The sequence below is a fragment of the Finegoldia magna genome, assembly GCF_003182075.1.
Classification (GTDB): domain Bacteria; phylum Bacillota; class Clostridia; order Tissierellales; family Peptoniphilaceae; genus Finegoldia; species Finegoldia magna.
The window spans coordinates 26,653-49,844 of record NZ_QGTH01000011.1 but is presented as its reverse complement, the minus strand read 5'-3'; the positions used below and the strand labels follow the sequence as shown (position 1 = coordinate 49,844).

28 protein-coding genes are annotated in these 23,192 nt (G+C 31.7%); 4 read left to right on the top strand and 24 right to left on the bottom strand.

What is annotated here, in order from left to right; translation table 11 throughout:
- Positions 1–33: 33 nt before the first annotated feature.
- The 16 genes from DES33_RS05725 to DES33_RS05650 form a co-directional block, all read right to left on the bottom strand.
- Positions 34–381, bottom strand: coding sequence for a YraN family protein (locus tag DES33_RS05725; RefSeq protein WP_002835322.1), 348 nt, complete (start codon positions 379–381; stop codon positions 34–36).
- Positions 356–979, bottom strand: coding sequence for a ribonuclease HII (locus DES33_RS05720; protein ID WP_110058355.1), 624 nt, complete (start codon positions 977–979; stop codon positions 356–358). Before DES33_RS05720 ends, DES33_RS05725 begins: the two co-directional genes overlap by 26 nt.
- Complete coding sequence (gene ylqF / locus DES33_RS05715) at positions 966–1,823, bottom strand: ribosome biogenesis GTPase YlqF (RefSeq protein ID WP_102164542.1); 858 nt, start codon at positions 1,821–1,823, stop codon at positions 966–968. Before ylqF ends, DES33_RS05720 begins: the two co-directional genes overlap by 14 nt.
- Positions 1,824–1,874: 51 nt before the next feature.
- Positions 1,875–2,222, bottom strand: a complete 348-nt coding sequence (rplS, locus tag DES33_RS05710) for a 50S ribosomal protein L19 (protein ID WP_002835325.1) — start codon at positions 2,220–2,222, stop codon at positions 1,875–1,877.
- The gene (gene trmD, locus DES33_RS05705) at positions 2,222–2,923 is read right to left on the bottom strand and encodes a tRNA (guanosine(37)-N1)-methyltransferase TrmD (protein ID WP_002835326.1); all 702 of its coding nucleotides are present in this window, start codon (positions 2,921–2,923) and stop codon (positions 2,222–2,224) included. The genes rplS and trmD overlap by 1 nt, the downstream gene beginning before the upstream one ends.
- Positions 2,923–3,411, bottom strand: coding sequence for a ribosome maturation factor RimM (rimM, locus tag DES33_RS05700; protein ID WP_002835327.1), 489 nt, complete (start codon positions 3,409–3,411; stop codon positions 2,923–2,925). Before rimM ends, trmD begins: the two co-directional genes overlap by 1 nt.
- A complete protein-coding gene (locus DES33_RS05695) occupies positions 3,411–3,641 on the bottom strand; it encodes a KH domain-containing protein (protein ID WP_002835328.1) in 231 nt (76 codons plus the stop codon). The genes rimM and DES33_RS05695 overlap by 1 nt, the downstream gene beginning before the upstream one ends.
- A 21-nt stretch (positions 3,642–3,662) precedes the next feature.
- Positions 3,663–3,914, bottom strand: coding sequence for a 30S ribosomal protein S16 (gene rpsP, locus DES33_RS05690; protein WP_110058354.1), 252 nt, complete (start codon positions 3,912–3,914; stop codon positions 3,663–3,665).
- 19 nt (positions 3,915–3,933) lie between these two features.
- The gene (gene ffh / locus DES33_RS05685; protein ID WP_094206960.1) at positions 3,934–5,274 is read right to left on the bottom strand and encodes a signal recognition particle protein; all 1,341 of its coding nucleotides are present in this window, start codon (positions 5,272–5,274) and stop codon (positions 3,934–3,936) included.
- Positions 5,264–5,629, bottom strand: coding sequence for a YlxM family DNA-binding protein (gene ylxM / locus DES33_RS05680; RefSeq protein ID WP_002835331.1), 366 nt, complete (start codon positions 5,627–5,629; stop codon positions 5,264–5,266). Before ylxM ends, ffh begins: the two co-directional genes overlap by 11 nt.
- 114 nt (positions 5,630–5,743) lie before the next feature.
- Positions 5,744–6,703: an NAD(P)H-dependent glycerol-3-phosphate dehydrogenase gene (locus tag DES33_RS05675; RefSeq protein ID WP_094206959.1), complete on the bottom strand. Its 960-nt coding sequence runs from the start codon at positions 6,701–6,703 to the stop codon at positions 5,744–5,746.
- 11 nt (positions 6,704–6,714) lie between these two features.
- Positions 6,715–7,089 (bottom strand): hypothetical protein, encoded by a 375-nt coding sequence (locus DES33_RS05670; RefSeq protein ID WP_094224526.1) that lies wholly within the window; start codon positions 7,087–7,089, stop codon positions 6,715–6,717.
- 128 nt (positions 7,090–7,217) lie between these two features.
- On the bottom strand, positions 7,218–8,690 hold the full coding sequence (locus DES33_RS05665; protein ID WP_094224525.1) for an aspartate ammonia-lyase: 1,473 nt from the start codon (positions 8,688–8,690) through the stop codon (positions 7,218–7,220).
- Between the two features lie 165 nt (positions 8,691–8,855).
- Positions 8,856–10,148, bottom strand: a complete 1,293-nt coding sequence (locus DES33_RS05660; RefSeq protein ID WP_110058353.1) for an NAD(P)H-dependent oxidoreductase — start codon at positions 10,146–10,148, stop codon at positions 8,856–8,858.
- A complete protein-coding gene (locus DES33_RS05655; RefSeq protein WP_110058352.1) occupies positions 10,149–11,372 on the bottom strand; it encodes a BaiN/RdsA family NAD(P)/FAD-dependent oxidoreductase in 1,224 nt (407 codons plus the stop codon). It abuts the gene before it with no gap.
- 287 nt (positions 11,373–11,659) lie between these two features.
- Positions 11,660–11,896 carry a glutaredoxin family protein gene (locus DES33_RS05650; RefSeq protein WP_110058351.1) on the bottom strand — a complete coding sequence of 79 codons (237 nt, stop codon included), beginning with the start codon at positions 11,894–11,896 and terminating at the stop codon, positions 11,660–11,662.
- An 83-nt stretch (positions 11,897–11,979) separates the two neighbouring features.
- Between DES33_RS05650 and DES33_RS05645 the strand changes: the two genes are divergently transcribed.
- Together DES33_RS05645 and DES33_RS05640 are read left to right on the top strand one after the other, a co-directional pair.
- The gene (locus DES33_RS05645; RefSeq protein WP_110058350.1) at positions 11,980–12,297 is read left to right on the top strand and encodes a YqfO family protein; all 318 of its coding nucleotides are present in this window, start codon (positions 11,980–11,982) and stop codon (positions 12,295–12,297) included.
- Between the two features lie 17 nt (positions 12,298–12,314).
- Positions 12,315–14,402 (top strand): molybdopterin-containing oxidoreductase family protein, encoded by a 2,088-nt coding sequence (locus DES33_RS05640; RefSeq protein WP_110058349.1) that lies wholly within the window; start codon positions 12,315–12,317, stop codon positions 14,400–14,402.
- 48 nt (positions 14,403–14,450) lie between these two features.
- On the opposite strand, the gene DES33_RS05635 is transcribed toward DES33_RS05640, so the two are convergent.
- From DES33_RS05635 to DES33_RS10000, 6 genes are all read right to left on the bottom strand, one after another.
- Positions 14,451–14,753, bottom strand: coding sequence for an AzlD domain-containing protein (locus tag DES33_RS05635; RefSeq protein ID WP_002838595.1), 303 nt, complete (start codon positions 14,751–14,753; stop codon positions 14,451–14,453).
- Positions 14,746–15,438: an AzlC family ABC transporter permease gene (locus DES33_RS05630; RefSeq protein ID WP_110058348.1), complete on the bottom strand. Its 693-nt coding sequence runs from the start codon at positions 15,436–15,438 to the stop codon at positions 14,746–14,748. The genes DES33_RS05635 and DES33_RS05630 overlap by 8 nt, the downstream gene beginning before the upstream one ends.
- A 78-nt stretch (positions 15,439–15,516) precedes the next feature.
- The gene (recR, locus tag DES33_RS05625; RefSeq protein ID WP_094205457.1) at positions 15,517–16,125 is read right to left on the bottom strand and encodes a recombination mediator RecR; all 609 of its coding nucleotides are present in this window, start codon (positions 16,123–16,125) and stop codon (positions 15,517–15,519) included.
- Positions 16,126–16,141: 16 nt separating this feature from the next.
- Positions 16,142–16,483 carry a YbaB/EbfC family nucleoid-associated protein gene (locus tag DES33_RS05620; protein WP_002838638.1) on the bottom strand — a complete coding sequence of 114 codons (342 nt, stop codon included), beginning with the start codon at positions 16,481–16,483 and terminating at the stop codon, positions 16,142–16,144.
- Positions 16,484–16,491: 8 nt separating this feature from the next.
- Entirely contained in the window at positions 16,492–18,099 is a 1,608-nt protein-coding gene (gene dnaX / locus DES33_RS05615) for a DNA polymerase III subunit gamma/tau (protein WP_486320522.1), read from the bottom strand.
- Positions 18,042–18,164 (bottom strand): hypothetical protein, encoded by a 123-nt coding sequence (locus DES33_RS10000; RefSeq protein ID WP_479454351.1) that lies wholly within the window; start codon positions 18,162–18,164, stop codon positions 18,042–18,044. Before DES33_RS10000 ends, dnaX begins: the two co-directional genes overlap by 58 nt.
- Before the next feature lie 104 nt (positions 18,165–18,268).
- On the opposite strand from DES33_RS10000, the gene DES33_RS05610 reads away from it, so the two are divergent.
- Entirely contained in the window at positions 18,269–19,045 is a 777-nt protein-coding gene (locus tag DES33_RS05610) for a ZIP family metal transporter (RefSeq protein ID WP_094206949.1), read from the top strand.
- A gap of 44 nt (positions 19,046–19,089) precedes the next feature.
- Here DES33_RS05610 and nox read toward each other — a convergent pair whose 3' ends face one another.
- Positions 19,090–20,427 (bottom strand): H2O-forming NADH oxidase, encoded by a 1,338-nt coding sequence (gene nox, locus DES33_RS05605; protein ID WP_110058346.1) that lies wholly within the window; start codon positions 20,425–20,427, stop codon positions 19,090–19,092.
- 181 nt (positions 20,428–20,608) lie between these two features.
- Here nox and DES33_RS05600 point away from each other — a divergent pair, with 181 nt between their 5' ends.
- A complete protein-coding gene (locus DES33_RS05600; protein ID WP_110058345.1) occupies positions 20,609–22,561 on the top strand; it encodes a fructose-1,6-bisphosphatase in 1,953 nt (650 codons plus the stop codon).
- 46 nt (positions 22,562–22,607) lie between these two features.
- On the opposite strand, the gene lepB is transcribed toward DES33_RS05600, so the two are convergent.
- Positions 22,608–23,135, bottom strand: coding sequence for a signal peptidase I (gene lepB / locus DES33_RS05595; protein ID WP_002835354.1), 528 nt, complete (start codon positions 23,133–23,135; stop codon positions 22,608–22,610).
- Between the last annotated feature and the right edge of the window lie 57 nt (positions 23,136–23,192).

The window sequence follows — 23,192 nt, the reverse complement described above, 5'->3', positions numbered from 1 at the left end:
ATATTATATAAAAATACTAGCCCATTGTCAATATTAAAATGCGTCAATATAGTGATTTAATTTGAAATTATCCAAATAAATTTCTATCACATCAAATCTAGGCTGATAATCGTACAAATCATTTTTGTCGATATAAATTTCTGTTGTTTTTCTTATTCTGTCTTGTTTTCCCAAAGTTACAAAATCAGAAGGAGCGCCGAACTTGTCATCAGTCCTTGCTTTTACTTCAACTATTACCAAATAATTTTCGTAAGTGCAAACTATGTCTAGTTCCCCAATTCTCTCGGAATAATTCCTGTCAATAATTTCGTAACCTTTTTCTATTAAATATTCACAAGCGTAATCCTCGGCAAATTTACCTCGGTTTTTTTCCATTTTCATATAATTTCCTCAAAAAAGTTTTTCTATGAAGTGGACACTCTCCATGTTCAAGTATCATTTCTCTGTGAAGTTTAGTTCCGTATCCCTTGTGTTTTTCAAAGCCGTATTGTGGATAGATAGTAGCCATATCCTTCATGTACTCATCTCTTATAACCTTTGCTACAATTGATGCACAAGAAATCGGATATAATTTTTCGTCACCTTTGACAAATGACATTTGTTTAATATCTGTGTCAATAATTTCTGCATCAATTACAATCAAATCAGGTTTTATGAATTTATTGTCCTTTGTTTTCAAACTTTCTACAGCTCTTTTCATGGATAATCTCGTGGCTTGCTTGATGTTAATCTCATCAATCACACTTTGATCCACAAAATTTACACTGTATGCCAAAGCTTGATCCAAAATCATATCCTTGAATTTAATTCTCTTTTTTTCAGAAAGCTTTTTTGAGTCAGTGACTCCGTCTATTATCTCACAATTTTTAGGCATAATAATTGCGCATGTCACAACAGGACCTGCTAATGGTCCTCGTCCAACTTCATCTACGCCACAAATTAATTCTTCCTCAAATTCGTTATAATCAATCGCAAACATCTTCTAATGAAATTCTTCCTAACTTTGTTTTTCTAAATTCATCTATAACTATTGATGAAACTTTAGAATAATCAATATTTTTTCCTTTTAACAAACAGCCACGTCTTATAGCAATATCATCCATTATTTCGATTGTTTCCTTGCTTTGTGTATCAATCGAATATCTTTTTTCTAAAATTTGTGGATCAATACTCATTAGTTTCTCGATGAGCTTGTACGCTAAGTTTTCTTCATCCAAAATTTCATCTTTGATAGCTCCAGTAAATGCCAAATTCAGGCCAATTTCATTATCTTCGAATTTTGGCCACAAAACACCTGGTGTATCCAACAATTCCATCTTGCCTTTTATTCTAATCCACTGATTAGTCCTTGTAACACCTGGAGTGTTTCCTGTTTTGGCAGATTGTCTGTTGGATAATTTGTTGATTATAGTAGATTTTCCAACATTTGGAATACCAACTATCATCATTCTAATAATTTCTGATTTTATGTTTTTGTCTTTTCTATTAGCAAGTACATCTTCTAAAATCTTTTTAGCTGTTGGCTCAATTTTATCCAAATTTTTACCGTTTTTGCTATCGATCGGAAGTGCTGTTATATTTTTCTTTGCAAAATAATTAATCCAGTTTTGTGTAATTTTAGGATCTGCCATGTCCATCTTGTTCAATAAAATCAATTGCGGCTTATCCTTTAAGATATCTTCTATAACTGGATTCATGGATGATCTTACAATTCTGCTATCCACAAGAACCAAAACTATGTCGACAAGTTTCATGTTTTCTTTTATCTTGTCAATAGCTTTTTTCATATGCCCTGGATACCAGTTTATATTATTAATGTCCATGTTATTTCCTTTCCATCTAAAAAAAGTACTGAGAAATTCTCAGCACTCAAATTAGAATTTTTGTTTTTCTTTAACTTTAGCAGCTTTACCTTCTCTGTGTCTTAAGTAGAATAATTTTGATCTTCTTACTTTACCTTCTCTAACTAATCTTACGTTAGTTACTCTTGGTGAGTTGATTAAGAAAGTTCTTTCTACTCCTACACCGTAAGCTAATCTTCTTACTGTGAAAGTTCTTCTAAGTCCAGTTCCTTGCATTTTAATTACAGTTCCTTCATAAACTTGAACTCTTTCTTTGTTACCTTCTTTGATAAGGTAGTCTACTTTTACAGTATCGCCAACATGAAAGTCGAACTTATTTTCTCTTAATTGTTCATCTTCTAATGTTTTTATAATATCCATTATGATCCTCCTTGGTTTTTTTCTTTCAGATATTTCTGATATATATCTTCTCTTTTAAGTTTAGTGTTGTTTAGTCTTGATTTTTCTCGCCACTGTTCGATTTTTTCGTGATTTCCTGATAATAAAACTTCAGGAACTTCATATCCGTTAAATACTCTGGGTCTTGTGTAGGAATCTTCCTGTAGCAATAAATTGTAGTGCGAATCTGTTTTATAACTTTCATCATTTCCCAAAACATCGTTAATCATTCGGCTTACACAATCTATAAGAACCATAGCTCCTAATTCTCCACCAGTCATCACATAATCTCCAATAGAAATCTCCTCATCACAATAATGATTGATGATTCTACTGTCGACACCTTCGTAATGGCCACAAAGAATTACTATTTCTTTTTCTTTTGAAAGTTCTATACACTTTTGTTGATTAAGAACTTTCCCTTGAGGAGACATAAACACAACTTTTGATTTGTTTTTGTTCACATCTTCCAAGCAGTCATAAATTGGTTGGCAAGTCATAAGCATCCCAGCTCCGCCACCATATATCTCATCGTCTACCTTTTTGTGTTTATTTTTAGTGTAATCCCTAATATTAACCACTTCAAGTTCAATGAGATTGTTTTGGACTGCTTTTCCTATGACGCCGTATGATTTTAAGTAATCAAAACTTTCTGGAAATAATGTGAGAATTATAAATTTCATCACATACCCTCAATTATAACTACATCGATTAATCCATTTTCTAAATCTATTTTTTTAATGAACTCTTTTACAGCAGGTATCATAAATTCTTTTTCATCATTTTTTATTACATATACATCATTACTATAAACGCTCAAAACTTCAACCAAATCTCCGATGTATTCACCATTACTATAAGCTTTCAATCCTATCAAATCGTCAATGTAAAAGCTTCCATCTTTCAATTCGTATCTGTCTTTTTCATCTATATATAAAAACTGTTTTTTGAATTCAAGAACTTCATTAATATCGTTAAATTCTTCAAAATCAATGTACAAAAAACCCTTGTACATTCTATAATTTTGAATATTGACCTTAACTTTTTTATCCCCAAGATAATAACAAATATCTTCGTCAAATCTTTCGATATTATCAGTCAACGGTCTCATTTTAAGACATCCTTTAATACCGTGAGTATTGAGCACTTCTGCTACAGCTATATATTCCATTATTGCAAAATATCTACGACAACTTTTTCGCCACTCTTAATAGCCGCTGCCTTAGTAATAGTTCTAATTGCCTTGGCAATCTTCCCTTCTTTTCCTATAATTTTCCCCAAATCTTTGGAATCTGCTTTAATTTCTATAATAACCGTATGTTTGTCTTGTCTTGATGTTACTTCAACTGCTTCTTTATTATCAACTAACGCAGTAGCAATTGTTTTAACTAATTTTTCCATGACAACTCCCAACTTGTATTATTATTTTGCTTCGTAAACTCCATTATTTTTGAATAATCTGTCTACTGTATCTGTAGGTTTTGCACCATTTTTAATCCATTGTTGAACTTTTTCGCTATCAACTTTAACAGTTTTTTCTTCAACTAATGGGTTGTAATATCCGATTTCTTCGATGAATTTACCATCACGAGGACATCTTGAATCTGCGACAACTATTCTATTAAATGGTTTCTTCTTTGCTCCCATTCTTTTCAATCTAATTTTTACTGACATAATTTACCTCCATAACTTATTATCTAAAAAAAGGCATTTTCATTTTACCTTTTTTACCAAATTTCTTTTGTAGCGCTCCCATATTTTTCATCATAACTTTCATTTCTTTGAATTGTTTCAAAAGTTTGTTAACCGCTACTTGATCTTGACCGCATCCTTTAGCAATTCTTTTTCTTCTAGATATACTAATGATATCTGGATTTTCTCTTTCTTCTTTGGTCATAGATTTTATAATAGCTTCAATCTTGTCAAATTCTTTGTTATCGAAATTCACTTGTTTAAGCATCTTACTATCCACGCCAGGAATCATTGCAAGAATATCTTGCATAGGTCCCATTTTTTTGATTTGCTGCATTTGGTCAAGAAAATCATTAAAGTCAAAACTTTGAGCTTTAATCTTTTCTTCTAATTCTTTTGCCTTCTTCTCGTCAAATTGATTTTGTGCTTTTTCGATAAGGCTAAGAACATCTCCCATACCCAAGATACGTGATGCCATTCTATCCGGATGGAACGGCTCCAAATCTCCAAGTTTTTCACCTACACCTATAAATTTAATAGGCTTATCAGCTACTTGTCTGATTGATAAAGCAGCACCACCTCTTGCATCACCGTCTAACTTAGTAAGGATAATTCCTGTAATATCCAAATCCTCGTTAAACTTAGCTGCAACATTCACTGCATCTTGTCCAGTCATCGCATCTACAACTAACAAAATATCTGAAGGATTCACTTCTTGTTTAATATTTTTCAGCTCATCCATTAAAGTATCGTCAATATGAAGACGACCGGCAGTATCTATAATTACATAATCAATGTTTTTTTTCTTAGCTTCTTCGATTGCTTTTTTTGAAATTTCAACGGGATTTGTTTGTCCCATTTCAAATACTTCTACCCCAACTTTTCCACCAACAACTTGAAGTTGTTTAATGGCAGCAGGTCTGTAAATATCACACGCTACAAGTAAGACGCTTTTATTTTTGTTTTTCAAATTCAATGCAAGTTTTCCGGCATGAGTTGTTTTACCTGCCCCTTGCAAACCACAAAGCATAATTACTGTAGGTTTCATTGGTGAAACGTTAAGTTTTTCTTCCTTTTCACCCATCATTTTAGTTAATTCTTCATTAACTATTTTAATAACTTGTTGACCTGGAGTAAGACTTTCCAAAACAGAAGAATCGATAGCACGTTCTTTTACTTGAGATATAAAGTCTTTTACAACTTTATAGTTAACGTCCGCTTCCAATAAAGCAAGTTTAACTTCTCTCATTGCAACATCTATATCTTTTTCTGTTAGCTTTCCTCTGTTGGTCAATTTTGACAAGGCATTTTGTAATTTATCGGACAAATTTTCAAATATCATTTTCCACATCCTCTAAATCATTTAAGAAATCTTCTATATCTATAATGATATTTTCAATTTCTTTGCTTTTGATTTCTGGTGACAAAGAGAAAAGATCATTTCTGATTTTTCTAAGAAATTGATGACTCTTTTTTGATTTTTCAATTAAGCCAAGTTTTTGTTCGTATTCATAAAGCTTATTTTCAGCTCTTTTCAAACTATCACTTACAGCTTGTTTTGAAATATCACAAATTTGAGCAATTTCATTTAATGACAAATCCTCATTGTAGTATTTGTCAATTACATCGTATTCTCTTTTCGTAAGCAATTTACCATAATAATCAAACATCATGGTAATATTTAATAATTTTTCCATTCAATCACCGTCAACCTTTTTACTTGACTTGTATATTATATAAACTTAAAATCCATTTGTCAAGCATTTTAATCAAAAAAGAAGTGCTTTTTTGCACTTCTAATTTGTTTTTCATTAATAAAATTCTTTTTTCAAACTTCTACTGAATAATTTGTCGATTTCTTCTTCGCATTTTGAATTTTCGTACAAAACTTTGTACACTGCATTGTTAATCGGTAAATCCAAATTCATTTTATCTGCTTGTAATTTAATAGCTTTTACAGTGTAGTATCCTTCAGCTAATTTGTCGTATTTTTCTGATTTTGCATACATTTCACCGAACATTCTGTTGTGAGAATATTGCGAAAACACTGTAGCCTCATAATCTCCCAAGTGACAAAGTCCGTACGCGCTGAGCTCTTTACCTCCCGAAGCTTTAATAAACCTTGCGACTTCTCTACAACCTCTGCTCATTAAAGCTCCCTTCAAAGAACTTATTTTCATTCCATCCAACATTCCTGCAGCAATTCCAATTACGTTTTTGTAAGCTGCGCCTATTTCATTTCCAATCAAATCTTGGCCATAATAAAACCTAATCAAATCTGAACTGTAATTTTCAATCAACAATTCTTTCACATCTTCATCTTCCGAATCAATTACCATACAATTTGGAACATTGCGGTAAAATTCTTGTGGATGACCTGGGCCAATCCAAGCTGCAACTTTGTTAGATCCATCCATAATTTCTTTGCAGACTTCTGATAATCTTTTTCCAGTCGAAATCTCAATTCCCTTCATATTAGTAACGATAATTTTATCCTTAATTCCAATAGACTTAAGTTCTTCACACACATTTCTAAAACCTTGTGCATTTATACTAACATGAATAACATCACATTCTTTTGCTCTTGTAATATCATCAGTTAATTCTAAATCATCTTGCAAAGTTATGATACCATTCGTACGACTTTTCTTAAAATTTTCGAAATCTTCAGTTCCATTCAAACCATACAACAAAACTTCATGACCAATTTTTTTCAAATACCAAGCGATGAAACTTCCCCATCTGCCAGGCCCTATAACCATAATTTTCATTATATACCTCTTTATTTCTTTTTGTTAGATTTCTTATTATTTTCTTTATTAATAGCTCTCATTCTAATCATATTCATCCACAAAAGTGTGTTGTAAATTACAAATATAAGATATGTTAAGAACACATATACCTTATTAGGATGGTAATAAATCAACATAAAACCTATTAACAAAACGATAAAACTTCCGTATTCAAATTTTGTTCTTTTTCTTTCAAGACTTTTTGGTAAAATCATTTTATTTTGCGACGCATAAACTGCCCACGCAAGTAAAATTAACAACGATATTATGTTGTGGCCTCTAAGCAAAGTAGATACGAAAACTACCATCAAAACATTTGATATCGCTAATATAACATTGTCTGCATTTTTAGTATTATTTTTCATCATATCACCTAGATAAATTATAACATATTACCAAATTTAAAATAATGTAAAACTTTTAGTTAGTAATAAAATAGTAATAAAAAATCCTGTTATCAAATACTTGATAACAAGATTTTGTCAACATAAATTTATTTCTTTGCTTTTTGTTCCTTGTCTTCTAGTTTCTTTTTTTCGATGTAAGCTTGTTGTTTTTGTTTAATCAAATACTCTGCTGCAATTCCTGGCATTGTCATTGCTATTGGATCAAGGATTTCCTTTAATTCATCTTCTGTTAAGATTTTTTCGTCCAATACGATATTTCTAACAGTAATTCCTGTACTCAATGCACGTTTTGCGATTTCAGCAGATTTTTTGTATCCGATATGAGGAACAAGTGCTGTAACTATTCCTACAGATTTTTCGACGTCGTTTGAAAGTTTTTGTCTGTTTGGTTTGATACCAATTATGCAGTTTTCTCTGAAAGTTTTCACTGCATTAGTCAATATAGATATAGATTCAAATAAACTATCAAACAAAACCGGTTCGAATGCGTTAAGTTCCAATTGTCCGTGTTCTGCACACATTGTAATTGTATTATCGTTACCAATAATCCTGAATACAACTTGGTTAACAACTTCTGGAATTACAGGATTTACTTTTCCCGGCATAATTGATGAACCATTTTGTCTTGCTGGGAGCTCAATATCTCCTACCATTGTTTTTGGTCCTGAACTCATTAATCTCAAATCACTTGCCATTTTTGACAAACTTACGGCTGTTGATTTTACTGCTGAAGATATTTCTACAAGACCATCAAGGTTATTAGTTCCATCTATTAAATCTTCTGCTTGATGCAAATCAAATCCTGTTAATTCTGCTAGAATAGGAACTATATTTGTGAAGTAAACTTTGTCTACATTTACTCCTGTACCAATCGCTGTTGCTCCCATATTTATAGATTCAATTTGATCTGATGACCTTCTAATTCTTTTGATATCTCTTTTGATTACTGAATAATACGCGTGGAATTCTTGTCCCAATCTAATTGGAACTGCATCTTGAAGTTGGGTACGTCCCATTTTAAGTACATCATCAAATTCCACAGATTTATTTAACAAAGAAATCTCTAATTGCTTTAATTCATTTAAAGCTTTTATTAGTAGTCTTAAAGTTGCAATCTTGCCCGCAGTTGGGAAAACATCGTTTGTTGATTGACTCATATTAACATGATCGTTTGGATGAACATATTCATAAGTTCCCAATCCGCCGCCAAGTTTTTCATTGGCAATGTTTGCAATAACTTCATTGGCATTCATGTTAGCAGTTGTACCAGCTCCACCCTGAATTGGATCAGTCAAAAATTGATCGTGATATTCTCCTTGAAGAATTTTGTCGCATGCGTAAACGATTGCGTTTTTGACATCCTCCCTCATGATTCCTGCTCTGTGATTTGCTATAGCACAAGCTTTTTTAACTATTGTCAATCCATAAATTAATTCTTCATGTAAAGTTCTTCCTGTTATTGGGAAATTTTCCATTCCTCTTAAAGATTGCACACCGTAATATGCATCTTTTGGAACTTGCTTTTCACCAACACTATCAGACTCTAATCTGTAATCCATATTAACCCCCAAAAAACGTTTATTTATTACATTACAAATTGATATTAACACTTTTAAAATCCATTGTCAAAAATTTATAAAAATTGATTTTAAAAATAAAAATCAGCCAATATTTCAAAGTCTGAAAAACTTTTTATCGACTGATAATAAATTTATTTTTTAATTTTATAATCCCAATTCATCTTGTCTCTTACGAAGTTTTGTAATTATATGATCTTCATCTAAATTTACCATGTCGTAAGTAATCAAAGTGTCTTTTGCTATATCTACTTTTGCAGTTGTTTTTTCTGTTATGATTGGCATTGGTAACAAATTATTCTCCATTTGGTGTTTGTGAGATGTAATTTTACCAAAGCAATCGTGTCCACCAATACCTTCGATTGTTTGACCTTTTTTGATGTCTCTTTTTGCAACTGTAATTGTATCGGAAACTTGTCCGTATTTTGGATAAATTGTCGGTTCTTTCTCTACAATTGCATCGTAAATTGTAAGAGGAGTTTCCAAACTTGTCAAATGATATGGTCTGTACAAAGTATAGTTAGGTCCTTTACCCATTGACAAATATTCCATCAAATCGTGAACTTCGTTAGTATCGTGAGTTACAATTGCAAAAACTCCAGGCGCAACCCCAAATGCAAAATCAACTATATTGTAATTATTTAAAATTCCGCCTTGTTCTTTTAATTTAAATTCATCTGCGATATCGTGAATATTTGTTGTAATTCCATGGCAACCCAAAACATCCGGAGTAAATCCCAACGCATTTGCAACAGCTGTAAGTTCAATCATTGTGTTAGTTCCATCTACAAATGATGTCAACATTTTTGGAACTAATCCTTTTGATAAAGCTTCTTCTCTAAGAATATCTTCATTTGTGTAATTATCTAACGGATTATTTTTCCCTTTTCCAACAGCTAATAGTTTAAAACCTAATCCAAGAGCAAAATCAGATAATTGAATTATTGCACCCGGTTCATCTCCTGCAGATCCTGTGTACACAACGCCTTTTTTCTTTGCCATTTCATTTAATATTGGTCCAACGACTGCATCACATTCTACATTTAATAAAATTGTATGCTTTTCATTCTCAATACTTTCGACTGCAAGTTGTGTTCCAAACGGTGGATTTCCAGTAGCATCAATAACTCCATCAATCATATCCAATTTGTAACTCAAAGCGTAATCATCACTAACTACAAATGAATTGTTCGTTACAGCATTTTCTGCAACCTTCAAATCGGTTGTTTTGATAATATCCACATCTTTTACACCTGCTTTTCTCAAAGCATTCACGCACTTGTCGACGTGTCTGTCTATAATAACAGAAGGTCTCATTCCTTTGATTCTACTCAACTGACTCACAAGACCCGATCCCATTTTGCCACAACCAACCAAACCTACTCTAACTTTTTGACCGTGGTTATCTAAGTCAACAAGTTTTCTTTGCATTTTATTCATTTAGTTCTCCTTTTTAATTATAGACATCGCACAAGAATATGCAGACGAAAAAGCCCATTGAAGATTGTATCCGCCACAATCTCCGTCGACATCCATAATTTCACCAATAATATACAGATTTTTAATTTTTTTTGATTCCATAGTAGAAGGATTGATTTCATCTGTGTCGACTCCTCCGCAAGTTATCTGACCAGAATCTTCGTCCTTGTATCCACTAACACTAAATTCCAAATTTTTAAGAGTGTGTGCTAATTTGTAGATTTCTTCCTTACTAAGTTCACACACATTAATATCGTATTCGATATTCGCTTGATTCAAAACTTCTTCAATCAAATTATCGTTAATCAAACCGACCAACAACTCATTTATTTTCTTATAATAATTTAAAGATATTATGTAGATTAAATGCTCATACAATTTATTTTCATCCAAATCTACAGTGTCAATTCTTATTTTGACATCTAATCCCTTGTTTTTAGCTCTGATTGATTCTCCTGATAATTGCAAAATAGTTGGCCCACTAATTCCATAATCAGTAAACAACACATCGTGATAAAATTCAAAAACTTCTTTTCCGTCTACTACTAACTTTGCATTAGCCTTGAATTTGGTGCCGCTCATTTTCTTGAAACCATCTCCATTAAGCCTCAATTGCACAATTCCTGGATGAGTTTTCACGATATTGTGTCCAAATTTTTTCATAAGAATGTATCCATTTCCGTCAGAGCCACTTTTCTTGTAAGCTTTGGAACCACAAGCAACGACTAAATAATCAAACTTGTAAATCGAATCATTGGATTTTACTTCAAAAACATCGCCGTCTTTTCTTACATCATCAACAAAACTATCGTAGATGAATTCTACCTCCAAATGATTTGCCAAGCACATCATTTGCTTTACTATTGATGAAGCTTGCAAACTTTTTGGGAAAATCTTGCCATTTTCAAGCTCGACCTCAGGAATTCCCATATCATTGAAAAATTCTATAACATCGTAATTATCGAACTTTTTAATAGCACTTATTGTGAATTTTGGATTTTCGCCATGATAATTCTTGTAAGATACATTTCTGTTAGTAAAATTGCACCTACCATTACCAGTTGCATAAATTTTCTTCAAAGCATTGGTGTTTCTTTCAATAACAGTCGTGTCTATGTAATTTTGTTTTAAAATTAATGCCGCAAAAACCCCACTAGCTCCTGCTCCAATAATTCCTACTCTCATATTCCCCTCAATTCCCTAAATCGTAATAAATTTGTAACTTATTAAGTTTAATTCTATGATATTATAATAATAAGAATAAATGGTTGTTCATCCTCCTAATATGAACTTGCCAATGTTATTTAAGTAGCAAATCTATCCCAAAGATTTGCTACTTTTTTTATTACGATATTTATTCTATCACAAATTATGGGAATTTTTAAAAATGACGATTAATTGTAATAATTTTTGATTTTGACAAACAAAAAGCTCTCACAAATGTGAGAGCAAAATTTCTATTGTTCGAAATTTTATTGAAATTTTTCATCCAAGAATTTTATAATATCCATTGATTCATACATTGGTTTGCCATCAATAAAAAGACAAGGTACTTGGTCTTGTCCACCTTTTTCGATAAGGTATTTTTCATTAGCTTCATCAGCTTTGATGTCTACTAATTCAACATCCTTAATTCCTTTTTTTTCTATAAATCTTAAAACTTTCTTGCAGAATGGGCAAGTTTCCATGTAATACAATTTTAAATCCATAATAATCTCCTTTTCGTCTAACTCTTTGATACAATATATATACCCGAATGAAAAATATATAAACATGAACAAAAGGAGTTTTTATGATAACATATAAAATAGATGTATACATACCAGAAGATTACATAGATTTGTTAATAAAAAAACTAGGTGATGAAAAAATTATAACCATAGGAAATTACGATTATTGTTATACTACATCGAAAGTAAAAGGTCATTTTATGCCCAATGATTTAGCAAATAATTTTTCTGGCGAAAAAAATATTATCAACGAAGTTGACGAAATCAAATTAGAATTTCGCACGACAGAAAATAATATCAAAAAATGTATACAAATTATCGAAGATATTCATCCGTATGAAGAATGCGTGTATGATATTTTCGAAATAAAAAATTTTTAATAATAATAGGAGATACAATGGGAAAAATTAAAACTATTTGTGGAATTTGTCCAGGTCAATGCCATGTAGAATGCGACATGGACACTAGAAGGATAAAATCCATCAAAAAATCTGACGAAAAACCTTCCGCTCTTTGTTTGAGAGGATTGTATTCAGACGAAATCCTAAACTCAGAAGACAGATTGACTGATCCGTTGATCCGAACTGGTGAAAAAGGAACACTAGAATTCAAAAAAGCTTCATGGGATGAAGCGATGGAACTTATTAAAGAAAAATGTTCTAAAATAATTGAAGACTACGGCGCAAAATCAATCGCAAGTCATTTTGGTAGAGGTGCATTTGACACAACTACGAACGATTTTATTTCAATTCAAATGCCTAACGCTGATAACGGAGGATTCTTGTCTCCAATTGGAAGTCCGAACAACGGATCAGTTGGCTCATTATGTTTTGTATCGTTTGGCATATTTGCTCCTCAAACAGTTTTTGGATTAAGTGCACCCAATCTAGTTTGCGATTTGCAAAACACTGAAATGCTTTGTGTGTGGGGTGCCAATCCTAAAACAGATTCCCCTCCATTTTTCTACAATAATATGGTAAAAAGAAAAAATGAAGGAATGAAAATCATAGCCGTTGGCCATTATAATTCAGATATTATCGAATATGCTGATTACAAATACATCGTCAATAGCGGAACTGATATGGTACTAATCCTCGGAATACTAAATTACTTAAAAGATAAACTTGACCAAAATTTTATCGAAAAATACACTTACGGATACGATGAGTTCAAGGAATATTTTACACAATTTGATTTGGAAAAAACATCAGAAATCACAGGACTTGAAGTTGATAAGATAAAAGAGTTGGCAAATTTACTCTTTGACAACACAGTTGCTCTTAAATCATACACAGGACTCGAATATTCACACTGCGGAGTTCAAACAATACGTTCATTGTATATTTTATGGAGCTTATTGGGAAACTTAGATGTCAAGGGCGGACTTTTGATTAATAAGAACAAGCCAATTAAGAGGGTACAAAACCCACCAAACAACGCACAAAATATCGAAAAAATCGGTTCAAAAGAATTCCCTCTTTTTGATAAATTAATCGGTCAACCACAATTTACGAAACTTCCGCAAGCAATATTAGAATCCGATCCTTATCCAATAAAAGGTCTAATTAATTTGGGTTCATGTATGTCTGTAAATTATCCAAACAGTCAACTTTTCAGAAAGGTATTAAAAAGCTTGGATTTCTTTGTAACTTGTGACAGATTTATGACAGAAGATGCATACTTTGCAGATGTCATCCTCCCTGCTACAACTTATTACGAAGAAGACCGCTACGCAATATATCCCGACCACATCGAAATCAAAGAAAAATTAGTCGAACCTTTGGGCAATTCTCTTCCAAATATTTTTATTTTGAAAAAAATTGCAGATGCATTAGGATTTGGTGAATATTATCCAGAAAATTTCGATGAATTATTAGATAAATCTTTTTATCACACACCAGAAATTTTAAAAGAATTGAAAGAAAATGGTGTATATCATTTTGACAAAAAACCTGAAGTGTCTTATGAAAAATACGATTCATTTAATACAGAAACTGGCAAGATAGAAATTCATTCAAAACTTTTAGAAAAGTATGGATTCTCACCTATTCCTGTTTATGACGACGGATTTGAAAATGAGCACGAAAAATCAGAAAAATTATCCAAATATCCATTTACTATGAACACAGGTGCAAGAATTCATACGACATTTAGAACACAACACTTAAATATCAATGGATTATTGAAACACCAAGAATATCCGCAAGTTATAATGAATGAAGATGATGCGAAAGAATTGGGAATTGAAAATATGGATTTAGTTGAAGTCTACAACGATAGATCAAGTGTAATCCTCCAAGCAGTTACTAATAATATGTCAAATCGTCACGATTTGGAAATAAATGTCGGCGGTGGTTCATTCAGCCAAGATGACAATTGGAAAGATGCGAATATTAATATGTTAATCGACAACGAAATCTTTGATCCAATTTCAGGATTCCCAGTATTCAAAAGACAATACTGTAATATTAGAAAAGTTAAATAAAAGAAAAAACCTTCTGAGGCTTGAATTTAAGCTACAGAAGGTATTTTTTTAGAAAAATTTTAAACAAACAAATGCTGTTAGAACTGCTAATATAATTGTTAGTCCAACATTTTCTTTCAAATAAGCTATAATAATAGCTACGATTGAAGCTACAATTGTAGGAATTAACATTTCACTTGAAGCTGTCAAAATTCCTCTTATAACCATAATACTTAATGATGTATATGGTATTATGTTTAAAAATTCGGCGGTTTGTCTAGAAAGTTGTTTTCCTTTTAAATATTTAAGAGGTATTATCTTAGGAACAGCTGTAACTAAGCTACATAATAAAATTAAAATTATATTATACATTTTGACCTCTTTTCATAATTACTTTCAATCCGATGTATGATGATAATAAAATTGCTAAGATTATATCCCATCCAGATGGTATAAATTTCAAATAAAAAATAATTGCATAAGTTACAACGCCTATCAAACTAACTACCAAACCATTAGAACTTTTCTTAATAGATGGTACTACAAGTGCGATAAACATCGCAGTAAGTCCGACTTCTAATGATGTTTGGACTGATTTTGGCATTAATTGTCCTATCAAATATCCAACCGGCGTAAATATTCCCCAAGCCAAATAAGGTCCTAATTCTACGGCCAACGCAAATTCTGTGTTGAGCTTTTCTTTATTAAAACTCATTACCGAAAATGCTTCATCCGTCAACATAAATCCTATTACAGGAAGTGCTTTCGGATTTATTTTTTGTGTATGAATCCCCAAAGAAGTCGACATTATGAACAATCTTAAATTTAATAAAAATACCGACAACACGATGGAAAACATACCTACTCCAGCACCCAATAATTCAACTGCCATGAATTGTGCTGCTCCAGAATAGAAAACAAAAGAAAACAAAGTCGAATCCAACATGCTAATGTTTTGACCTTTGCACAACAAACCAAAAGCCATCGCTATAGGAATATATCCCAACATAATTGGAGACGAAAATTTGATTGCTTCTTTAATTCTATTTGAATCCATTAAATTTTCCTCCATTCCATTTTTATTACAAACATTTAAACGTAAGAAATCATAATCTACAAGAATTGCAGATTATGATTATTTTATTTCTCTTCTATCCAAAATAGCCTTATACAAGCTCATTTCGTCATAATATTCCAAATTAGCTCCCAATGGTACTCCCATCGCAATTCTGGAAACTTTTACGTTATATTCTTCATTTTTAAGAACTTCTATTATGAAGTTAGTTGTTAAATCTCCATTAGTTGTTGGTGATAATGCTAGGATAACTTCCTTTACATAATCTTTTTTGCATCTCAAAAACAAATTTTCCAAATTCAAATCCTGCGGAGCAATATTATCTCTTGGAGATAATAATCCTCCTAAGACGTGATATTTCCCATTGTATTCGCCAGTTTTTTCAATTGATATTACATTCATTGAATCTTCAACTACAGTTATGACACTGTTATCTCTTTTTTGGTCGGAACAAATATCACACAATTTTTTATCAGTAAGATTTCCACAATTAGCACATGGTCTAATATTAGTCTTCACATTTACGATACTTTCTACAAGCTCATCGACTTTCTTAGGATCCATATCTATAATTCTATAAGCTAATCTTTTCGCACTTTTTCTGCCAATAGTTGGCAAATTGGACAAGTTTTTAATCAATTCGTCCATTGCTTTAGGGTATAGTGACAAAATTATCCCCCCTTATTTAGAATCCTGGAATATTAATTCCTCCAGTGATTTTACCAAGTTCAGACTCACTCATGTCCAATACTTTTTTGATAGCGTCATTAACAGCTACCATAACCATATCTTGAAGCATTTCAACATCGCCATCTTTTACCAAATCTTCATCTATTTTAATAGAAACTATTTCTTTTTTTCCGTTTGCTACAACTTCAATAGCTCCGCCACCACTAGTTGCAGTAACTTCAGTTTCTTCTAATCTTTTTTGAGTTTCTTCCATTTGTCTTTGCATTTTTTGCATTTGTTTCATCATGTTACCCATGTTTCCCATACCAGGCATTCCGCCTCTAAATTTATTTCCCATAATTCCTCCTATTTTTCGATTATTTGGAAATTATTTCCAAACAAATTTTGTAATTTTTTAACATTTTCATTTGCTTTTTTCTCTGCTTCATCATCAATTTGTAAATCTAAAACCTTGAAATCATAATGGGGTTTTAGTAATTGTTCGATAACTTTTTTGTGAGGAAGCAAAGTGTACATATACAACTGGTTAGTTTTCAAAATCAACTTATCATTATCCAAACTAGCTTTAATATCATTAGCTAATTCTTTTGGAATTTTGTCGAAGTCTCTTAAAACTTCTCTTAATTTTACAAATGAATCCTCATTTTCGACAATTTCGTCTTCATCCGTGTCGTCGATTTTTTCATCAGTCTTTATTATATCATTTTTATTGGATAATTCATCTGATTTTTCTGCTTTTTCTGAAGATTTTTGTGAAATTTCTATGTTTTTATCGATTTTTTCATCAAATTCGACTAATTTTTGTGAAGAATTGATTTTTATCCCATTTTGTTCAATATTTTTGAGCTTATCTTCCAAAGTATTCACTCTTGCAATCAAATCATCGTAATCAATGTAATCTATTAGGCGCATTACCAAAATTTCAAGAAGAGCTTTTTGATTGTCTGCCTGTTTAAGTTTTTTCTGATGCTCTATTATAATCGACATACTTTCGACTATTTGCCTATTCGTAATCAATTCAGATTGCGCATTATACTCATCATTGTATTGAGTGTTGTTCTGTCTGATGTTGTCAAGGCCATTTTTTGATAGCAACAAGTTTCTAAAATGATTTAACAATTCATCCATAACATTTTCTACAGGCTTGTTGTGTGATATTGTATACAAATTATCCAAAACTTCTGTTGCATCTTTTTTTATGATGCTATTTACAAGCTTGAAAATTCCTGTATTGTCGACAATACCAAGTATATCATTTATATCTTGTTTTGTAATATTTTCTTTTTCAATGCTTAAGACTTGATCTAAAATAGATAATGCATCTCTCATTGCACCATCAGCTTTGTTTGCAATAAGTTCAATCGCATCATCGTCCATTTTTCTGTTCAAATCGTTCAGAATATATTTGATATTGTCTGAAATATCCTTAGCATTAATCATCTTGAACTCATAGCGTTGACATCTTGATAAAATTGTTTGAGGAATTTTATCGATTTCTGTCGTAGCTAATATGAACACCAAATGTTTTGGTGGCTCTTCCATGATTTTAAGTAAAGCGTTAAATCCTTCATTAGTAATCATGTGTGCTTCGTCTATAATATAAACTTTGTACTTTAATTTTGTAGGTGGATAAATTACTTTATCTCGCAGTTCTCTAATATCGTCAATTCTTCTGTTACTAGCAGCATCCATTTCTACGATATCTAATGTGGATTCTTCCAAAGAACTCATACAATTCTCACATTTATTGCAAGGATTTCCATCTTGTAAATTCAAACAGTTGATAGCTCTTGCAAAGATTTTCGCACAACTAGTTTTACCTGTTCCTCTTGAACCAGAAAAAATATACGCGTGAGAAATATTTTTCGTTTCGATTTGATTTTTTAAAATATCAGTTATATGTTTTTGACCGTAAACTTTATCAAAAGTATCTGGTCTATATTTTCTGTAAATAGCTTGCATAAATACCTCGTTTCATTTTTCAAACTACGAGTAATTTTTTGAAATTTTTCATTCAAAAATATCCTAAATCTTTTAATATTATATCATATTTGATATTTCTTGAATTCATAGTAAAATAGTATTAGAAATTTTATTTTTAAAATTTTTGAAGGGGGATTTAATGATGAAAAATATTGACCCATTTTTATTGACAATGTTAGGGTTAATAGTTCCTGGTCTTCTAACCGGAGTAGGAGCAATCCCTGTTTTTTTCACAAGAAATGTAAGTCAAGGTAAGTTAGATGTATTTTTAGGGGCAGCTGCAGGCGTCATGCTTTCTGCAACTTGTTTTTCGTTAATTTTACCTAGTATTGAAGAAAACGGTGGAGGCTTTAGAGGAGTTATAATCTCTTCACTAGGAATTTTAGCGGGAGCTGTGTTTTTGGATATAATCGATAAATACTCTCCGCATGAGCATTTATTAGACAAAAGAGTTGAAGGAAATCCTTCAGATTCTTTGAAAAAAATATGGTTGTTTGTAATTGCGATTACAATTCACAATTTCCCAGAAGGTATGGCAACTGGAGTTGGCTTTGGTGGAGATTCAGTGGCAAACGGGCTTCCAATCGCAATAGGAATTGGTCTACAAAATATGCCTGAAGGTTTGGCTGTAGCTTTGTCTTTGGTTAGAGAAAATTACACAGTCAAAAAAGCATTCTTAATTGCATTATTTACAGGATTAGTAGAACCAATCGGTGCATTTTTGGGTTACGGACTTGTAACTTGGTTCTCACCTATTTTAGGATTTATTTTGGCTTTTGCCGGAGGCGCAATGCTTTTTGTCATTAGCGACGAAATTATTCCTGAAACTCACAGCAACGGATATGAACGCCAAGCAACTTACGGAATTGTAATTGGATTTATTATAATGATGATTTTGGATGTTGCTCTTGGCTAAATAAAAAAGCGGCTACTAGTTAAAGTAGTCGCTAATTTTTTTGATTATAACGCTTGAATAGCTGCCATAGTTACATAGTTGTATGGTTGGTTGTAATGTGGCAAGAAGAATATATCAGTTAGGGCTAGTTTGTCGATTGTAACGTGTTCTTGAATTGCCAAGCTGAACATGTGAATCATCATTGAAATATCATATTCACTCATTATTTGGCAACCTTTTATTTCGCGTGAATTTTTGTCGTAAACAATTCTGATAGTAACTTCTTTGTTGTTTTCTTCCATAAATGGTGGCTTTTGTAAATCTGTGAAATCAGTGTATTCAACTTCCATTCCCAATTTTTCAGCATTTCTAACTGTCAAACCTGTTGATACCATGCACAAATCGTAAATCTTAATTCCGTTTGAACCTTGAACACCATTTGATTCTAATTTTGTTCCACAAACATTGTGACCAGCTACTATACCACTTCTTACAGCGTTTGTAGCTAATGCAACGTATTCAAATTTTTCTGTTGCGTTGTTGAAAATAACTGTTGAATCTCCAACTGCAAATACATTTTCATCAGAAGTTTGTTGATGTTTGTCAGTGATTATTGCTTTTTTATCGTTTAATTTCAAATGATCTTTTGCAAGTGAACTGTTTGGTTTGAAACCAATTGACATTATTACCATGTCACAATCATATTCACCTTTATCAGTTATAACCTTATTTACTTTTCCATCAGTTCCTTCTAATTTTACAACTTCTTCATTAAATACTAAATTTACACCGTGATCTCTTAGGTTATCTTCCATTTTTTTACAGAATTTATCATCATAATAGCCTCTTAACACTGTATCACCATGTTCAATTAATGTAGATTCTTTTCCTAATCTCTTGAAAGCTTCTGCAAGTTCTGTTCCTATGTAGCCAGCTCCTACTACTACAACTTTTTTAATTTCTTCGTGATTTATCTTTTCTATGACTGATTGTGCATCTTGAAAAATTTTAACTTTTTGAACATTTTCCAAATCCATTCCTTCGATGTCTGGTAAAATTGGTTGAGATCCTGTAGCTAACACCAATTTGTCGTAAGATTCTTGAATTTCTTTTCCGTCTTTGTCCTTTGCATAAACAATTTTTTTGTCGTAGTCAATGTTGTCTACTTTTGTTTCCATGTGAACTGTAGCACCTTTTTGTTCGAAAACTTCTTTGCTACAATAAAATAATTTTTCTGGACCTTTAATTTGTTTTCCAATCCACAATGCCATTCCACAACCTAAGAAAGAAATATTGGAGTTTTGATCAAAAATTACTAATTCTTCATCTTTGTAATTATCCAATATTGTGTTCGCACAAGCTGTACCTGCATGGTTAGCTCCAATTAAAACTATTTTACTCATTATGTTTCCTCCTTTTTTTATTTCCTACTAATATTGTAGGATTAATAAGTAAAAAAATATTTGTTTGTTATTTAACAAATCTTTACGCTTAAAATTATATCAAATTTGTAATCATTTTTCAATAGGCAAACTATTTCTTTTTTTCAAAGTTCATATATAATAGTATTATGGAGGTAGAAAATTGAACAATTTAAAATACTTGAAATTACTTGCAAAAGAATTTCCTACGATTGAACAAGCAGCCAACAAAATAATCAGTTTGACTTCTCTGTCAGTTTTGCCAAAAGGCACAGAGTACTTCTTATCTGATTTACATGGACAATACGATAGTTTCAATAGAATCATTAAAAGTGCTTCTGGTAATACCAGAATTAAAATTGACCTTGAATTCAAAGACAAATTATCTGAATCAAGAAAAAATCAGTTGGCCAATCTAATTTACGATCCTAAAACAATTATCAATATTACAAAGGAAAACGATGAATATACAGAAACATGGATTAGAGATACTATTTTTTATCTGATAAGAATAGCAAAAAGAGTTGCCAGTAAATATTCCAGACAAAAAGTTCGAAATCAAACTCCTTTTTACTACAGAGATTTGATAGATGAAATGCTCAACATTCAATACGAATCTTTGAACAAGAAAGAATATTTTAATCAACTTTTAGATAGCATCATAAAAATAGAAGTTAGCGAAGATTTTATAATAACTTTGTGCGAATTAATTCAAGATTTGAACATTGACTGGCTGCACATTGTCGGTGATATTTTTGACAGAGGAAAAAGGCCGGACATTATTATGGATACTCTTATTGCTAAAAAAGATGTGGATATTCAATATGGTAACCACGATGTTACATGGATTGGAGCTTTTCTTGGTAGTTATGTGAATGCGTGTAACGTAGTTAGAAATGCAATAAGTTACAATAATTTCCAATCTTTGGAAGATGGTTACGGAATTAATTTGAGATTATTGTCGACATTGGCAGATGAATCATATTACGATGATCCATGTGAAAGATTCAAAGTTAGAATCTTAGATGATAATAAACACTCAGAAACTGATTTGCTTCACGCAGCAAGAATGCACAAGGCTATTTCTATAATTCAATTCAAATTAGAAAACCAACTTTTTAAGAGAAATCCAGAATTTGAACAATTAGACAGATTATATCTTGAACGAATTGATTTTAAAAATGGAATTTACAAGGATGCAAATGGCAAGCCTCATGCACTCTTGGATATTAAATTCCCAACAATTGATTCTGAAAATCCTCTCGAATTAACACCAAGTGAACAAGAAGTTATCGAATGCATTTCAAAATCATTCAGAACAAGTCACAGATTAAAAGAGCACATGGACTTTTTGTTCTCATATGGTTCAGTGTACAAAATCGCAAACAGCAATTTGCTTTTCCATGGATGTATCCCTATGAATAAGGATGGAAGTTTCGAAGAATTCACATATCAATCCAATACCTACAGTGGCAAATCTCTTTTGGATTTCTTCGAAGGAATTATAAATTCAGCGAAAAACATGGATGATAATGACCCAGACAGACAAACAGCATTGGACTTTTTCTGGTATATGTGGTGTGGCCCAAAATCTCCTATGTTTGGAAAAAGTAAAATATCAACATTTGAAAACTTCTTCATTACTGACAAAGATGTTAGAAAAGAAGTAAGTAATCCTTATTTTAATTTAAGTAAGATGGAAAAATATGCCGACAAAATATTTGAAGAATTCAATATGAATCCTGAAACTTCTCACATAATTAATGGACACGTTCCTGTTAAAAGCATCAATGGAGAAAAACCAGTATCAGCTAATGGCAAAACTTATGTAATAGATGGTGGAATTTCAGAAGCTTACCAAAAGAAAACAGGTATTGCTGGCTATACGTTGACATTTAACTCGCATCACCTAGCAATAGCAAAACACAAGAATTTCAAAGTGATGGAATCAGTTCACGGCGCATACACTCCAGAAGTTACAATAACAGAAGAATTTCCAAAAAGAATGCTTATAAAAGATACAGACGAAGGAGAAGAAATCCTAGAACTTATCGAAGATTTGGAAAGTTTAATTGAAGCGTACAGAAGTGGTACAATTCAGCAAAATTCAAACTAATACCCATTAAAAAAACTAATCTTGGAAAATCCAAGATTAGTTTTTCTTATAATACACCGAATTTATTAAATGGAAAATATCTCAAAAAAGCTCTACCAACTATCGCCTTTTTCTTTATCGGTCCGAATATTCTGCTATCATTTGATTCTCGAGGGAGTCTGTTATCCCCCAATACAAAATACTCATCTTCTCCTAATTCCCATTTTGTTTCATTTCCTGAAACAAGAGTCGTTTGACTACTTGTATAATTTTCATTCAATTGTTCATTATTAACATATACTTTATTGTTTTTTAATTCAACAGTATCTCCCGGTAATGCTACAATTCTTTTGATGTAATCACGACCAGATTTATCCGGTGCGTGAAGTTCTATAATGTTACCTCGTTTTAATTTGTTCTTAAAAATCCCCATTCTGTTGACGAAAATTCGATCTCCATTCTCAATTGTAGGATTCATGCTATTTCCTTCAACATGAGTTGTACTAATTACAAAATTTCTAAGCAATAATGCCAACACAATGGCAATTCCTATTACAAATAACCACTCAAAAAAAGATTTTGCTTTTTCTGTCATATTTACAATTCCCTTTCTAATATTTACTAATTTGATTATAATACTAATCAGTAAATG

Excerpts from the sequence above, each read along its gene's own strand:
- DES33_RS05725 (WP_002835322.1), bottom strand. The coding sequence starts at position 381 with ATGAAAATGGAAAAAAACCGAGGTAAATTTGCCGAGGATTACGCTTGT.
- DES33_RS05720 (WP_110058355.1), bottom strand. The coding sequence starts at position 979 with ATGTTTGCGATTGATTATAACGAATTTGAGGAAGAATTAATTTGTGGC.
- ylqF (WP_102164542.1), bottom strand. The coding sequence starts at position 1,823 with ATGGACATTAATAATATAAACTGGTATCCAGGGCATATGAAAAAAGCT.
- rplS (WP_002835325.1), bottom strand. The coding sequence starts at position 2,222 with ATGGATATTATAAAAACATTAGAAGATGAACAATTAAGAGAAAATAAG.
- trmD (WP_002835326.1), bottom strand. The coding sequence starts at position 2,923 with ATGAAATTTATAATTCTCACATTATTTCCAGAAAGTTTTGATTACTTA.
- rimM (WP_002835327.1), bottom strand. The coding sequence starts at position 3,411 with ATGGAATATATAGCTGTAGCAGAAGTGCTCAATACTCACGGTATTAAA.
- DES33_RS05695 (WP_002835328.1), bottom strand. The coding sequence starts at position 3,641 with ATGGAAAAATTAGTTAAAACAATTGCTACTGCGTTAGTTGATAATAAA.
- rpsP (WP_110058354.1), bottom strand. The coding sequence starts at position 3,914 with ATGTCAGTAAAAATTAGATTGAAAAGAATGGGAGCAAAGAAGAAACCA.
- ffh (WP_094206960.1), bottom strand. The coding sequence starts at position 5,274 with ATGATATTTGAAAATTTGTCCGATAAATTACAAAATGCCTTGTCAAAA.
- ylxM (WP_002835331.1), bottom strand. The coding sequence starts at position 5,629 with ATGGAAAAATTATTAAATATTACCATGATGTTTGATTATTATGGTAAA.
- DES33_RS05675 (WP_094206959.1), bottom strand. The coding sequence starts at position 6,703 with ATGAAAATTATGGTTATAGGGCCTGGCAGATGGGGAAGTTTCATCGCT.
- DES33_RS05670 (WP_094224526.1), bottom strand. The coding sequence starts at position 7,089 with ATGAAAAATAATACTAAAAATGCAGACAATGTTATATTAGCGATATCA.
- DES33_RS05665 (WP_094224525.1), bottom strand. The coding sequence starts at position 8,690 with ATGGATTACAGATTAGAGTCTGATAGTGTTGGTGAAAAGCAAGTTCCA.
- DES33_RS05660 (WP_110058353.1), bottom strand. The coding sequence starts at position 10,148 with ATGAATAAAATGCAAAGAAAACTTGTTGACTTAGATAACCACGGTCAA.
- DES33_RS05655 (WP_110058352.1), bottom strand. The coding sequence starts at position 11,372 with ATGAGAGTAGGAATTATTGGAGCAGGAGCTAGTGGGGTTTTTGCGGCA.
- DES33_RS05650 (WP_110058351.1), bottom strand. The coding sequence starts at position 11,896 with ATGGATTTAAAATTGTATTACATGGAAACTTGCCCATTCTGCAAGAAA.
- DES33_RS05645 (WP_110058350.1), top strand. The coding sequence starts at position 11,980 with ATGATAACATATAAAATAGATGTATACATACCAGAAGATTACATAGAT.
- DES33_RS05640 (WP_110058349.1), top strand. The coding sequence starts at position 12,315 with ATGGGAAAAATTAAAACTATTTGTGGAATTTGTCCAGGTCAATGCCAT.
- DES33_RS05635 (WP_002838595.1), bottom strand. The coding sequence starts at position 14,753 with ATGTATAATATAATTTTAATTTTATTATGTAGCTTAGTTACAGCTGTT.
- DES33_RS05630 (WP_110058348.1), bottom strand. The coding sequence starts at position 15,438 with ATGGATTCAAATAGAATTAAAGAAGCAATCAAATTTTCGTCTCCAATT.
- DES33_RS05620 (WP_002838638.1), bottom strand. The coding sequence starts at position 16,483 with ATGGGAAATAAATTTAGAGGCGGAATGCCTGGTATGGGAAACATGGGT.
- DES33_RS05610 (WP_094206949.1), top strand. The coding sequence starts at position 18,269 with ATGATGAAAAATATTGACCCATTTTTATTGACAATGTTAGGGTTAATA.
- nox (WP_110058346.1), bottom strand. The coding sequence starts at position 20,427 with ATGAGTAAAATAGTTTTAATTGGAGCTAACCATGCAGGTACAGCTTGT.
- lepB (WP_002835354.1), bottom strand. The coding sequence starts at position 23,135 with ATGACAGAAAAAGCAAAATCTTTTTTTGAGTGGTTATTTGTAATAGGA.